This is a genomic window from Streptomyces sp. NPDC002144 (assembly GCF_053593695.1).
This window is the reverse complement of record NZ_JBSFDB010000006.1, coordinates 284,328-297,918: the sequence shown is the minus strand read 5'-3', so window position 1 is coordinate 297,918 and position 13,591 is coordinate 284,328. Positions and strand designations below refer to the sequence as shown.

12 protein-coding genes are annotated in these 13,591 nt (G+C 72.2%); 5 read left to right on the top strand and 7 right to left on the bottom strand.

Annotated elements, in window-relative coordinates:
* Window positions 1–46: 46 nt before the first annotated feature.
* Window positions 47–1,255: a pyridoxal phosphate-dependent aminotransferase gene (locus ACWCQ1_RS12040; protein ID WP_358596584.1), complete on the bottom strand. Its 1,209-nt coding sequence runs from the start codon at window positions 1,253–1,255 to the stop codon at window positions 47–49.
* Window positions 1,256–1,342: 87 nt separating this feature from the next.
* Between ACWCQ1_RS12040 and ACWCQ1_RS12035 the strand changes: the two genes are divergently transcribed.
* Complete coding sequence (locus ACWCQ1_RS12035; protein ID WP_358596581.1) at window positions 1,343–1,969, top strand: winged helix-turn-helix transcriptional regulator; 627 nt, start codon at window positions 1,343–1,345, stop codon at window positions 1,967–1,969.
* Window positions 1,970–2,014: 45 nt separating this feature from the next.
* Here ACWCQ1_RS12035 and ACWCQ1_RS12030 read toward each other — a convergent pair whose 3' ends face one another.
* The 3 genes from ACWCQ1_RS12030 to ACWCQ1_RS12020 all read right to left on the bottom strand — a co-directional run bounded on the left by ACWCQ1_RS12030 (window position 2,015) and on the right by ACWCQ1_RS12020 (window position 5,710).
* Window positions 2,015–2,827 (bottom strand): hypothetical protein, encoded by an 813-nt coding sequence (locus ACWCQ1_RS12030; protein WP_358596578.1) that lies wholly within the window; start codon window positions 2,825–2,827, stop codon window positions 2,015–2,017.
* Entirely contained in the window at window positions 2,827–4,101 is a 1,275-nt protein-coding gene (locus ACWCQ1_RS12025; RefSeq protein WP_358596575.1) for a VWA domain-containing protein, read from the bottom strand. The genes ACWCQ1_RS12030 and ACWCQ1_RS12025 overlap by 1 nt, the downstream gene beginning before the upstream one ends.
* Window positions 4,102–4,210: 109 nt before the next feature.
* Window positions 4,211–5,710 (bottom strand): IucA/IucC family protein, encoded by a 1,500-nt coding sequence (locus ACWCQ1_RS12020; protein WP_451026378.1) that lies wholly within the window; start codon window positions 5,708–5,710, stop codon window positions 4,211–4,213.
* Between the two features lie 93 nt (window positions 5,711–5,803).
* Here ACWCQ1_RS12020 and ACWCQ1_RS12015 point away from each other — a divergent pair, with 93 nt between their 5' ends.
* Window positions 5,804–7,294: an IucA/IucC family protein gene (locus tag ACWCQ1_RS12015; protein WP_358596569.1), complete on the top strand. Its 1,491-nt coding sequence runs from the start codon at window positions 5,804–5,806 to the stop codon at window positions 7,292–7,294.
* 43 nt (window positions 7,295–7,337) lie between these two features.
* Window positions 7,338–8,243, top strand: a complete 906-nt coding sequence (locus ACWCQ1_RS12010) for a HipA family kinase (RefSeq protein WP_358596566.1) — start codon at window positions 7,338–7,340, stop codon at window positions 8,241–8,243.
* A gap of 4 nt (window positions 8,244–8,247) precedes the next feature.
* Here ACWCQ1_RS12010 and aceB read toward each other — a convergent pair whose 3' ends face one another.
* Entirely contained in the window at window positions 8,248–9,873 is a 1,626-nt protein-coding gene (gene aceB, locus ACWCQ1_RS12005; protein ID WP_451026377.1) for a malate synthase A, read from the bottom strand.
* Between the two features lie 184 nt (window positions 9,874–10,057).
* Window positions 10,058–10,657, bottom strand: a complete 600-nt coding sequence (locus ACWCQ1_RS12000) for a nucleotidyltransferase family protein (protein ID WP_451026376.1) — start codon at window positions 10,655–10,657, stop codon at window positions 10,058–10,060.
* A gap of 217 nt (window positions 10,658–10,874) precedes the next feature.
* Between ACWCQ1_RS12000 and ACWCQ1_RS11995 the strand changes: the two genes are divergently transcribed.
* The gene (locus tag ACWCQ1_RS11995; RefSeq protein WP_308286507.1) at window positions 10,875–11,159 is read left to right on the top strand and encodes a DUF5955 family protein; all 285 of its coding nucleotides are present in this window, start codon (window positions 10,875–10,877) and stop codon (window positions 11,157–11,159) included.
* A 46-nt stretch (window positions 11,160–11,205) separates the two neighbouring features.
* Here ACWCQ1_RS11995 and ACWCQ1_RS11990 read toward each other — a convergent pair whose 3' ends face one another.
* Window positions 11,206–12,000 (bottom strand): IclR family transcriptional regulator, encoded by a 795-nt coding sequence (locus ACWCQ1_RS11990; protein ID WP_133041765.1) that lies wholly within the window; start codon window positions 11,998–12,000, stop codon window positions 11,206–11,208.
* Window positions 12,001–12,250: 250 nt separating this feature from the next.
* Here ACWCQ1_RS11990 and allB point away from each other — a divergent pair, with 250 nt between their 5' ends.
* Entirely contained in the window at window positions 12,251–13,591 is a 1,341-nt protein-coding gene (gene allB, locus ACWCQ1_RS11985) for an allantoinase AllB (RefSeq protein ID WP_358596555.1), read from the top strand.

Sequence of the window (13,591 nt, the reverse complement as noted above, 5' to 3'; positions counted from 1 at the left end):
GCGCCCGGTGAGCCACGGCCGGTAGAGCCGGTGTCCGCCCGGTGGGCTACTGCCGGTACCCGCTGAGGAACCGTCCGATCCGACCGATCGCCGCCTCCAGGTCCTCCGCGTGGGGGAGGGTGAGGATACGGAAGTGGTCGGGGGCCGGCCAGTTGAAGCCCGTGCCCTGGACCACCTGGATCTTCTCCCGCAGCAGCAGGTCCAGGACGAACTTCTCGTCGTCGTGGATCTTGTGCACCTTCGGATCGATGCGCGGGAACGCGTACAGGGCGCCCTTGGGCCTCACGCAGGACACGCCGGGGATCTCGTTGAGCTTCTCCCAGGCGACGTTGCGCTGTTCGTACAGCCGCCCGCCCGGGGTGGTCAGCTCGCGGATGGACTGGCGGCCGCCGAGCGCGGCCTGGATGGCGTACTGGGCGGGCGCGTTGGCACACAGCCGCATGGAGGCCAGCATGGTCAGGCCCTCCAGGTAGTCGCGGGCGTGCTGCTTCGGGCCGGTGACCACCAGCCAGCCCGAGCGGAAGCCGGCCACCCGGTACGTCTTCGACAGCCCGCAGAAGGTGAGCACGACCAGGTCGGGGGCGAGGGCCGCGGCGGAGTGGTGCACTGCGTCGTCGTAGAGGATCTGGTCGTAGATCTCGTCGGCGAAGACCATCAGACCGTGGCGGCGGGCCAGGTCGAGGATGCCCTCGACGATCTCCTTCGGATAGACCGCGCCGGTGGGGTTGTTGGGATTGATGATCACGACGGCCTTGGTGCGGCCCGTGATCTTCGACTCCATGTCCGCCAGGTCCGGGTACCAGTCGGCCTGTTCGTCGCAGAGGTAGTGAACGGCCTTGCCCCCGGCGAGCGTTGTCACCGCCGTCCACAGCGGGAAGTCGGGGGCGGGGATCAGGATCTCGTCGCCGTCCTCGACCAGCGCCTGTACGGCCATGGAGACCAGCTCGGAGACGCCGTTGCCGAGGAAGACGTCGTCGACGCCTACCTCCAGGCCGAGGGTCTGGTAGCGCTGGGCGACCGCGCGGCGGGCGGAGAGGATGCCGCGGGAGTCGGTGTAGCCGTGGGCCTGGGGGAGCATCCGGATCATGTCCTGGAGGATCTCCTCCGGCGCCTCGAAGCCGAAGAGCGCGGGGTTGCCGGTGTTCAGGCGCAGCACGCTGTGGCCGGCCTCCTCCAGCGCGTTGGCGTGCTCGATCACCGGTCCGCGGATCTCATAGCAGACCTCGCTGAGCTTGTTCGACTGCCGGAACTCCATGCTCGCTCGCCCCTCCGCTTTCGTGTGTTGCTTGGTTTTACCAAGTTCGAGCTTGGAAAGTCCAACAACGTGTCTAGACTGCGTCGCATGTCACCTCGCCGAAGCTACGACCAGTACTGTTCCGCAGCCCGTGCCCTGGACCTGGTGGGCGACCGCTGGACCCTGCTGATCGTCCGGGAGCTGCTGGCCGGACCCCGCCGCTACACGGACCTGCACGCGGACCTGCCGGGCGTGAGCACGGACGTCCTCGCCTCCCGGCTGAAGGACATGGAGCGGGACGGACTGACGAGCAGGCGCCGGCTGCCCCCGCCCGGAGCGGCGTACGTCTACGAACTCACCGCACGGGGACGGGAGTTGCTGCCCGTGCTGCAGGCACTGAGCCTGTGGGGGCAGGAGGAGCTCGGCGACCGGCGGCCCACCGACGCCCTGCGCGCCCACTGGTTCGCGCTCCCCCTGCTGCGTGCCCTGGAGGGCGAGGGGCTGGTCGAAGTACGGCTGGAGGAAGGCGACTTCCATCTGCACGTCGGCGCCGAGGACGGCCCGGTGTACGGCGACGGACCCGCTCCCGGCGAGCCGGACGCGCGGCTCGTGCTCGACGCGGAGACCTGCGCGGCCCTGGCGCGCGGGGAGGTGACCCTCACCGACGCGGTACGGGACGGGCGGGTCACCGTGACCGGCGACGGCACCCTTGCGAAGGAACTGAGAGAGGCATGAGGAAGGGGCCCACCGTGCCAGCACGGTGGGCCCCTTGACGTACCGTCAGGCTCCCGGCGCCCGTGAGGGCCGGCCCGAGCCCCGCGTCAGCGTGTACCCGCCGATCCCCGCGAGGGCGGCCAGGATCGCGCCCACCCCGGTCCACACCCACCGGTCGGACCACCAGCCGGACGACCAGCCGTCCTCGGGCTCGATGCCGGACAGCACCGCCGGCTTCGACGAACCGCCGTCGTCCGCCTCGGACTTGGACGACACGGCGATCCCCGGCACCAGCGGCTTCGCCAGCGAGCCGTCGACCGCCGCCGAGCCGCCGATGTCCTTCGAGTCGACCTGGAGGGAGGCCTCGATCGGCTGGCCGAGGTCGCCCGTGGTCAGGTTCACCACCGTCAGCCGGACGTAGTACGTGCCGGGCAGCGGGTCGTTCGCCCACGGCTCCGACCAGGCGCGGACCGTACGCAGCACGCAGGCCAGGTCGACCGTCGCGGCGCCCCGCGCCGCCGTGCGCGTCTGCGCGCCGTACTGGCAGGCCTGGCGGCGGCGCAGTCCGTCGTACACGTCGATCTGCCAGGTCTGGGCCGCGTGCGCCTCGGGCAGTTTCACCGTCGCCTTGACGGTGGGCCGCTGGCCGGCGTCCGCGGGGAAGGACCAGTACAGGTAGTCGCCGGTGGAAGCGCTCGCGGTGGCCCGCTGTCCCTGGTCGATCTCGGCCGCCGTACGGAACGACGTGCCCGCCGTGGTCGGCGCGCCGCCGTCCGAGGAGGAGGACGACGAGGGCGACGGCGAGGAGTCGGCCGCCGCGGGGCCCGCGGCGAGACCCAGGGCCAGCAGGGTGGCGCTCAACACTCGTGTGATCCGCATCAGTTGGTCCTCCAGACCGCGACCCGCCAGCGCGACAGCCAGCCCCAGATCAGACCGGCCAGGAACCCGACCAGCACCAGCACCCCGAGCAGCCACCAGCCGCGGCCCAGCCCGAAGGAGGCCACGTCGCTCGCGTGCGAGGGGCCGTCGACGACGTCGACGGTCAGCTCCAGCGGCAGACCGGGAGTGGTCTTCACGCCCGAGGCGGCCGAGAAGGAGTTCGTGACCTGCAGGCACACCGTCTCGGCGGCCGGCTTGTCGCTGTCGTCGTCGTCCCGTTCCGGCTTGGGATAGCGCAGCCCGGTGGAGATGACGTCCGTGCGCCCGTCGCCCGCGGCCTCCCCGCGCACGATCTCGCGGCCGTGCACGGTGACCGCCCGCAGCAGCGCCCCGTAGGCGGGATTGACGGCGCGGTCGGCCGCCACGCTCACCGAGGCGCGCAGCTCCTGGCCCGCCTGGACGTCCACCCGGTACCAGCGCTCCTGCCCGAACTCCTCGCGGTCCGTGTAGAGACCGGACTTCAGGGCCGGCGCGTCCGTGCACCGCGTGGCGCCCTCGGTGGCCACCGGCGTCACCACCGGGTCGGCCGCGCGGTCCACCAACTGGTTGACCTTGTCGGTGAGTTCGTCGGTGTGCTCGACCGAGGTGTACGTGCCGCCGGTCGCCTCAGCGATGCAACTGAGCTGCTTGTTCAGCTTGGTGCTGGGAACCAGGCCGAGCGTGTCGATGGTCGTGCCGATGCCCTTGGCGGCGATCTCGCGCGCCACCTCGCACGGGTCGAGCGGGGCGCAGGTGTCCTCGCCGTCGGTGATCAGTACGATCCGCTTGGAGCCGGCACCGCTGCCGAGGTCGCCGGCCGCCTTCAGCAGCGCCGGACCGATCGGCGTCCAGCCGGTCGGCGAAAGGGTCGCCACGGCCGTCTTGGCCTCGGTGCGGTCGAGGGTGCTGACGGGGTAGAGCTGCGCGGTGTCCTTGCAGCCCGTCTGCCGGTCGTTGCCCGGGTAGTTGGCGCCGAGCGTGCGGATGCCGAGCTGGACCTCCTCGGGCGTGGCGTCGAGCACCTCGTTGAACGCCTGCTTCGCCGCCGCCATCCGGGTCCCGCCGTCGATGTCCCGGGTCCGCATGGAGCCGCTGACGTCGAGCACGAGGTCGACCTTGGGCGTGGCCTCGCCCGTTGGTTCGCCGGCATGGGCCGCGGCCGGGAGGACGAGCCCGGCCGCCAGGGTGGCGAGCAGAGCGCACACTCCTGCCGCCAGCCGTTGTGTTCTGATCATCGGCGGATCCTATTGATCAGGCGGGCCGTGATCCAAAACGAGCGGGGTGGTATGTGACATAGCACCGAGAAAGCGCTGAGAAGCGCAGTGCTATGTCACATGCCACCGCTCAGCGCAGCGGATTGGGCAGCCCGGTCCACTGATCACCCGCCACCCCCGGCGACATCCGCATCAGCGTCAGCGCCTTCGTCGGCAATGGCTCCGCGACCAGCGCGGCCAGATCGGGCGTGCGCGGCAGGTCCCGTACGGCCGTCTCCAGCGCGGCCCTCAGCGCCGGCGCCGAACCCGCCGTACCGGCGAGGGCGCCCGCCACCAGCGAGCCGAACAGCTTGCGGCGCAGCGCCGGCACGTCGTCCGTGACGATCCGGCCGGTCAACTCCGGGACCGGGATGCCGTTCTGGATCAGCCGGGCCGGGCTGACCCGGATGTCGGCGAGGTCGCGGTAGACCAGCCGCAGCGGGGCACCCGTGCGGGACAGGACCACCAGAAGGTTCTGGCCGTGCGCCTCGAGCGCCACACCCAGCTCCAGCAGGCGCAGGCCGACGCTGAGGGTGAGACGCGTGAAGTCGGCGAGCCAGGAGGGGGATTCGGGCAGCGTGGTGGTGGCCAGTGCCCCCACCGGCACCACCCGTTCGCCGCTGTCCGTCGCCGCGTACGTCTGCGGCGACTCCCGCAGCACGGCGGCGAGGTCCGGCGAGTCGGCCGTGGCCGCGCCCAGCGTGCGGGTGACGTGCAGCAGACCGTCGGAGCGCGTGGCCAGCGCCCGGGCGAACGATGACAGCGTGGCCGAAAGCCCCACCGAGTAGACCGAGATGTCCCGCACCGAGGACGTCAGCCGAGCGCTCAGCGCGGTCTTGACGTGCGGCCCGCCCGGCAGGGCGAGCGTGCGCAACGACATCAGCGGGTGCGCGGCGCGCCACCCCTCGCAGCTCCGCTTCAGCACATGCGCCGCCTGCCATGGATGCACCGGCAGCAACAGCCGCCCCGTATCCCGCAGTTCGTCCGGCCACTGGCCGGTGACCAGACACTCGCCCGCCGCCACCGGAACCGTCCCCAGCTCCACGACGGGCCGGTGCTCGGGCCCGTACGCGAGCTGCTCGGCCACCGAGAAACCGGGCCGGGAACGGCAGCCCGGATGGTACGGATGCCCGTCGACCACCCGCTGCTCCCACTCCCAGTCGGCGACGGGCCACTCGTCGGCGCGCGGACCCTGTCCGGCCCGCGACAGCGCCAACGAGGCCACACTGTGGCCGAGTTCGGCCGCGAAGTCGGCACCGTGCGGCACCGCGAGAGCGGTCATCAGCCGCGCCGGATGGTCGTACGTCACACCGTCGAGCCGTACGGCGCTCACGTACGCGGCGGTCGCGTACGGGTCCGCGGCCGGGCCGTGCAGCCGGCGACCGTCGGCCAGGCGCAGGGTGAGCCCGTCCGCGCCCCGCTCCCGGCCCGTGATCCACGGCAGCGGCTCATGGACGAGGGCCCGCCACAGCCGGGTCAGCACGGCCGCCCGGGCGCCGGACAGCTCGGCGTCGTACCGTGGCAGCAGACCGGGGCGCACGGCGGCCAGCTCGTCGGCGACCTCGGACTCCGCGGGGTGGGGACGGTGCACGGGCGGGCTCCTCGGGGCGAGTACGGCGTCACGCACAGGGGGGCGACGGCATCCATACTGATCATCTTCGACCGAACGGACCGCAGGGAACGAATGGATCGCGTGGACCTCATGCCCCCGCCCGCCGGTGACGACGCCGACCGCGCCGACGCGTACGCCGCCGCACCGCTCCTCAACTGTCTGCTGCGCGAGGTCGCCGAGCCACTGGGGCGGACGGCCGCCCACCGCACGTACCGGCTGCCCGGCACAGGCCGCCGGCTGCGCGTCCGGGGCGAGCGGCGGCCCGCGGAGCCCGAGGTCCACGCGGGCGGGGAGTGGCACCGCATCGGCCACACCGAGCTGGTCAAGCTGGTCTCCGAGGAGCTGCGCCACCACACCGGCCTGTCCAACCACGAACTCCCCGCCGAGATGATCGACAGCCGGGACGCGGTGGCCGCGCTGCTCGCCGCCCGCGCCCGGGCCGCGGTGCCCGAGGACCCCTACCGGCGCTCCGAGCAGTCGCTGATCACCGGCCACCCCTACCACCCGGCGCCCAAGGCGCGCGGCGGCGGCCCGGTGGCGGCCTGGCTGCCGTACGCCCCCGAGGCGCACGCGCAGTTCCCGCTCGCGCTGCTCGGCGTCCGCGAGGACACGGTCGTCGAGGAGGGCGACACCGCCGCCCTGGACGCGCTGGGCGAGGCACCGCCCGGCTACCGGCTGCTGCCCGCGCACCCCTGGCAGCTGGAGCTGGTCACCCTCGCGGACGCCTTCGCGGACGGGCGGCTGATCCGGCTGGGCACGACCGCGTTGGACACCTGGCCGACGGCCGCGATCCGGACGCTGTACGCCCCCGGCGAGGACCTGTTCCTGAAGTTCAGCCTGGACGTGCGCATCACCAACGACATCCGTCGGCTCTGGCGCCACGACCTGCGAAAACTACGCCGTACGGACGAGGCGGCCGGCCGCGCCCTCGCCGGGACTGCGGGGGCCTGGCTGAGCGACCGGGGCTACCGCACGGCCGGCTTCGCCTTCGAGGAACTCGCGGTGCTGGTCCGGGACGGGTTCGGCACGGCCCTGCCGTCCGGTACGACCCCGCTGCTCGCCGCGGGCCTGGTGGAGGGCTTCGACGGCGACCCGCTGCGCGGTGCCGCGGATCCGGCGGCCTGGTGGGAGGCGTATCTGCGGGCCGTCGTACCGCCCGCGCTGGACGCCTTCGCCGGGCACGGCGTCGTCCTCGAGGCGCATCTGCAGAACACGCTGGTCGCGGTCGACGCCGACGGCATGCCCGTGCGGGCGCTGTTCCGGGACGCGGAGGGCGTGAAGCTGCTGCCCGACGTCCCCCGCGCGGCCGGCTGGGAGCGGCTGGTGTACTGCCTGGTCGTCAACCACCTCACCGAGGTCGCCGCCGCCCTGGCCGAACACCACCCCGGCCTCGACCCCTGGCCCGCCGCCCGCCGCGAACTCGCCCGCCACGACCTGCCCGAGGCCGCCGCCCTCCTGGCCTCCCCGACCCTCCCCGGCAAGACCAACCTCCTGCTGCGCTGGACGGGCGCCGACGGCGCGGACGCCCGCTATCTGCCGCTGCCGAATCCGCTGGCCACCTGACGTGACTCGTCCCGCGCCGGGCACCGCCGGGTAACCTGCGAGGATGCTGTCTGAGGTCACCGCGACCCGTTATCTCACGCCCCTGCGGTCCGGCGGCTCCGTGCCCGGAGTCTTCGAGGCCGACGACCTGGGCACCTACGTCGTGAAGTTCACCGGCTCCGCGCAGGGCCGCAAGGCGCTGGTCGCCGAGGTGATCGTGGGTGAACTGGCGCGGGCGCTCGGCCTGCGCTTTCCCGAACTCGTGCTGGTGCGCTTCGACCCCGCGATCGCCTCCGACGAACCGCACCAGGAGGTGCGGGACCTGCACCGGGCCAGCGCCGGCGTCAACCTCGGCATGGACTATCTGCCGGGCGCCCGGGACTTCACGCCCGAGGTCGCGAAGCACTTCCCCGTGGACCCCCTGGAGGCGGGCCGGATCGTCTGGCTCGACGCCCTCACCGTCAACGTCGACCGGACCGTCCACAGCTCCAACCTGATGGTCTGGCCGACGCTAGGCACCGTACCCGCGCACCTGTGGCTGATCGACCACGGCGCCGCCCTCGTCTTCCACCACCGCTGGGACGCCACCGACCCCGCGAAGGCGTACGACTTCCGCCACCACGCCCTCGGCCACTACGGCCCAGACGTCCGCGCCGCCGACGCCGAACTCGCGCCGAAGGTGAGCGAGGACCTGCTGCGCCGCGTCGTCGGAGAGGTCCCCGACGACTGGCTCACCGACCACGCCACGCCCGACGAGGCGCGCGAGGCGTACGTGACGTACCTCCACGCGCGCGTGCGCGCCTCGGGGCAGTGGCTGCCCACCGACTTCCCGAGCCGGGAGGAACTCGCCGCCGAGGAGGCCCTGCGCACGGCGAGGAACCAGCGTGGACGCCCCGCGTGGCTGAGGCAGGTCCCCGACCTGCACGGCAAGCCCGCCGCCGAACAGGACTGGTCGGTGCACCTCGGGTGAGGTATCAGCCGCGCAGCTGCTCGTACGCCGGAAGGGTCAGGAAGTCGGCGTAGTCGGCGTCGAGGGAGACCTGGAGCAGCAGGTCGTGGGCCTGCTGCCAGTGGCCGGCCGCGAAGGCCTCCTCGCCGATCTCCGCACGGATGGCGTCGAGTTCCTCGGCGGCGACCTTGCGGGCCAGCTCCGGGGTGGCCTTCTCGCCGTTCTCGAACTCGACGCCCGCGTTGATCCACTGCCAGATCTGCGAGCGGGAGATCTCGGCGGTGGCCGCGTCCTCCATGAGGTTGAAGATGGCGACCGCGCCCAGGCCCCGCAGCCACGCCTCGATGTAACGGATGCCCACCTGGACGGCGTTGACGAGACCGGCGTAGGTCGGCTTCGCGTCCAGCGAGTCGATCGCGATGAGATCGGCCGCCTCGACGTGGACGTCCTCGCGCAGCCGGTCCTTCTGGTTCGGCCGGTCGCCGAGGACCTTGTCGAAGGACTCCATGGCGATCGGGACCAGGTCGGGGTGGGCGACCCAGGAGCCGTCGAACCCGTCGCCGGCCTCGCGGTCCTTGTCGGCGCGGACCTTCTCGAAGGCGACCTTGTTGACCTCGGCGTCCCGGCGGGAGGGGATGAACGCCGCCATGCCGCCGATCGCGTGCGCTCCGCGCTTGTGGCAGGTGCGGACGAGGAGTTCGGTGTACGCCCGCATGAACGGGGCCGTCATCGTGACCGCGTTGCGGTCCGGGAGGACGAACTTGGCGCCGCCGTCACGGAAGTTCTTGACGATGGAGAACAGGTAGTCCCAGCGGCCGGCGTTCAACCCCGAGGCGTGGTCGCGCAGTTCGTAGAGGATCTCCTCCATCTCGTAGGCCGCGGTGATCGTCTCGATGAGCACGGTCGCGCGGATGGTGCCCTGCGGGACGCCGACGTAGTTCTGCGCGAAGACGAACACGTCGTTCCACAGCCGCGCCTCGAGGTGCGACTCGGTCTTCGGCAGGTAGAAGTACGGGCCCTTGCCGAGGTCGAGCAGGCGTTGGGCGTTGTGGAAGAAGTAGAGGCCGAAGTCGACGAGCGCGCCGGGAACCGGGGAGCCGTCGACGTCGACCAGGTGCCGCTCGCCGAGGTGCCAGCCGCGCGGGCGCATGACGACCGTCGCCAGCTCCTCGTTCGGGCGCAGGGCGTACGACTTGCCGCTCGCCGGGTCGGTGAAGTCGATGTTCCGGGTGTACGCGTCGATCAGGTTGATCTGCCCGGTGACCACGTTCTCCCAGGTCGGCGCCGAGGCGTCCTCGAAGTCCGCGAGCCAGACCCTCGCGCCCGAGTTGAGGGCGTTGATGGTCATCTTGCGGTCGGTGGGGCCGGTGATCTCGACCCGGCGGTCCTGCAGCGCGGGCGGGCAGGGGGCCACCTTCCAGGAGTCGTCGGCGCGGATCGCGGCGGTCTCCGGGAGGAAATCGAGGGTGGAGGTGCGGGCGATCTCGGCGCGGCGCTCGGCGCGGCGGGCGAGGAGTTCGTCACGGCGCGGCGTGAACCGCCGGTGCAGCTCGGCCACGAAGGCGAGGGCCGCCTCGGTGAGGACCTCCTCCTGCCGGGGCAGGGGCTCGGCGTCGACGATGGCCAGCGGGGACGGCGCTGGTGCGGACATGAGCTGTCACTTCCTTCAGCGGTGGCACCGGGTGCCAGTCGAACCGGGTACGGCGAGCGACGCCCTCGCGAGGGAAGGGCGCTTCTGAACAGTGGATACTAGTTTCCTCATCGTGGAAGTTCAATGGTTTGTTGATGTCGAGATTCTCCGGGTCGAGGCAAGGTGGCGCCGAGTGCCATCCCGTTCACCGAAGGTGTGCGAGGTCGGCCTCGGTGTCGATGTCGTACGGCCGCGCCACGTCCCCGCACTCGACGAGCGTGATCGCCTCCCGGTGCTTCTTCAGATAGGCGCGTGCCCCCCGGTCGCCGGTCGCAGTCGCCGCGATCCCGGCCCAGTGCGCGGCGCCGAAGAGGACCGGGTGGCCGCGTACGCCGTCGTAGGCGGCGGAGACGAGCGAGTCCTCGCCCGCGAAGCCCGCGCGCACCCGCCGCACGGCCTCGGGCCCGATGCCGGGCTGGTCGACGAGCGAGACGAGCGCGCCCCGCGCCCCGGTACCGGCGAGCGAGTCCAGCCCGGCCCGCAGCGACGACCCCATGCCGTCGGCCCAGCCGGGGTTCTCGACGAGCACGCACCCCTCCAGCCGCGCCCGCTCGCGCACCTCGTCCGCCGCGGCCCCGAGCACCACATGGACCCGCTCGCACCCGGCCGCTCGCAGCACGCCCACCGCATGCTCCACCAGCGGCCGCCCGCGGTGCACCAGCAGCGCCTTGGGCCGCCCGCCGAGCCGCCGGCCGCCTCCCGCGGCGAGCAGCAGACCGGCCACGTTCCCCTGTCCGTCCCTCATGCCTCCTGCATACCTGACATCGGGGCGAGTGCCTGGTTTCCGGGGGCTGAATTTCGGTCCGCACGGTGGCGCGCCGGGCATCGGGTGGCGTTTACTGACCCGCGTCCCCCGGCGCCCGACCACCGCCACAGGGGATGCGCGGCGGGATCACCACACGACGGCGCACAAGGGCGTGCGAGGGGGGAGAGCTGTGTTGCGGAGCTTGGGGCAGAGGTCAGTGACCGGCAGTGACGAGGACCCGAGAGTGGCGGGACTGCGGACCGCGGTCTCCCGGTTGCGCCGTGAACTGGCCGCGCATCCGGCGGAGTTCCCCGACCGTGCCATCGCCGAGGACGAACTCGCCGCCCTCGCCGCCATGGTCACCTACGGCACCCCCGAAGTCCCCCGCCTGCGCAGCTCGTTGCTGCTGATAGCAGGCGCGATCGGCTCGGTGAGCGCCCTGTCCCGGGGCCTGACGGAGGTCCGCAACGCGGTGGAACTGTTCGGGGAACCCAGGTCCTGACCCACTCACCTGTCGGTGTGGCCGCCCGGTCGGCGCCGACGGGGCGTCACGCCGGGTTCTGGCTGGCCAGTGCCTGTGACAGTTCGCCGGCCACCTGCTGGAGCACCGGCACGATCCGCTCGGTCGCCGACTCCGTGACCCGCCCCGCGGGCCCGGAGATCGAAATGGCGGCGGCGGTGGGGGAGTCGGGCACGGAGACCGCGAGGCAGCGCACCCCGACCTCCTGCTCGTTGTCGTCGATCGCGTACCCCTGCCGGCGGACGTCCTCCAGTGCCGCCAGGAATCCCTCCGGCGTGGTGATCGTCCTGTCCGTCGCGGCCGGCATGCCGGTACGGGCCAGCAGGGCGCGCACCTCGTCGTCCGGGGTGTTGGCCAGCAGGGCCTTGCCCACCCCCGTCGAGTGCGGCAGCACCCGGCGGCCGACCTCCGTGAACATGCGCATCGAGTGCTTGGACGGAACCTGGGCGACGTACACGATCTCGTCGCCGTCCAGCAGCGCCATGTTCGCCGTCTCGCCGGTCTCCTCGACCAGCCGGGCCAGATAGGGCCGCGCCCAGGTGCCGAGCAGACGGGACGCGGACTCGCCGAGGCGGATCAGACGGGGACCCAGCGCGTACCGCCGATTCGGCTGCTGACGGACGTAACCGCAGGCCACGAGCGTGCGCATCAGACGGTGGATGGTGGGCAGCGGCAGCCCGCTGCTCGCGGAGAGCTCGCTCAGGCCGACCTCGCCGCCCGCGTCGGCCATCCGCTCGAGCAGATCGAAGGCGCGCTCGAGGGACTGGACACCCCCGCCGTTGGACCTGGCGGAGTCGGTGGTGCTGGCGCTGGACGTCGGCACGGCGCGTTCCTTTCGGGACTGGCGGGAGGGGCAGCAGCCTACCCGCCGGTCGGTTGACTCCCCGCTGGTGCGTAGCTACGTTCTGCTTGATGGAAGTCTAATTCCGCTTTGTGGAAACGTCCAGTGTGGCCGCCAGGGAAGCCCCACCCGTCAGTGTGCCCTTGACGGCGCGGGGGCGGGAGTGAAGACTCCTTCAACAGAAAGTTGAATTCCGTTACGCGGAAGTTAACGGCGGCAGAGAGGGGTCCGGGTGTCCGACGCTGAACTGGTGCTGCGCTCGACGCGCGTCATCACCCCGGAGGGAACGCGGGCCGCCTCGGTCGCGGTCGCCGGGGGCAGGATCACGGCCGTACAGGCGTACGACGCTCCCGTGCCGGAGGGTGCCCGCCTGGAGGACCTCGGCGACGACGTCCTGCTGCCCGGCCTGGTCGACACGCACGTGCACGTCAACGACCCCGGCCGCACCGAGTGGGAGGGCTTCTGGACCGCCACCCGCGCGGCGGCGGCCGGCGGCATCACCACCCTCGTCGACATGCCGCTCAACTCCCTCCCGCCGACCACGACGGTCGACCACCTCCGGACCAAGCAGGCGGTCGCCGCCGACAAGGCGCACATCGACGTCGGCTTCTGGGGCGGTGCCCTGCCGGACAACGTCAAGGACCTCCGCCCGCTCCACGAGGCCGGCGTCTTCGGCTTCAAGGCTTTCCTGTCCCCCTCCGGCGTTGACGAGTTCCCGCACCTCGACCAGGACCGGCTGGCCCGGTCCCTGGCCGAGATCTCCTCCTTCGGCGGCCTGCTGATCGTGCACGCCGAGGACCCGCACCACCTGGAGGCCGCCCCGCAGCAGGGCGGCCCCCGCTACGCCGACTTCCTGGCCTCCCGGCCCCGCGACGCCGAGGACACGGCGATCGCGCAGCTCATCGCCCAGGTGAAACGCCTCGACGCGCGCGTGCACGTACTGCACCTGTCGTCGAGCGACGCGCTGCCGCTGATCGCCGAGGCGAAGGCGGAGGGCGTCCGCGTCACCGTCGAGACGTGCCCGCACTATCTGACCCTCACCGCGGAGGAAGTCCCGGACGGCGCCAGCGAGTTCAAGTGCTGCCCGCCCATCCGCGAGTCCGCCAATCAGGACCTGCTGTGGCAGGCGCTGGCCGACGGCACGATCGACTGCGTGGTCACCGACCACTCCCCGTCCACGGCCGACCTCAAGACGGACGACTTCGCGACCGCCTGGGGCGGCATCTCGGGCCTGCAGCTGAGCCTGTCCGCGGTCTGGACGGCGGCCCGGGCGCGTGGCCATTCGTTGGAGGACGTGGTCCGCTGGATGTCCACGCGGACCTCGGAACTGGTCGGCCTGGACGCGCACAAGGGCGCCATCGCCCCCGGTCGCGACGCCGACTTCGCCGTCCTCGCCCCCGACGAGACCTTCACCGTCGACCCGGCGGCCCTGCAGCACCGCAACCGTGTGACGGCGTATGCGGGCAGGACCCTGTACGGCGTCGTGAGGTCGACCTGGCTGCGCGGCGAACGCATCGTGGCGGACGGCGAGTTCACCGCGCCGAAGGGCCGCCTGCTCACCCGCACCCCCTGA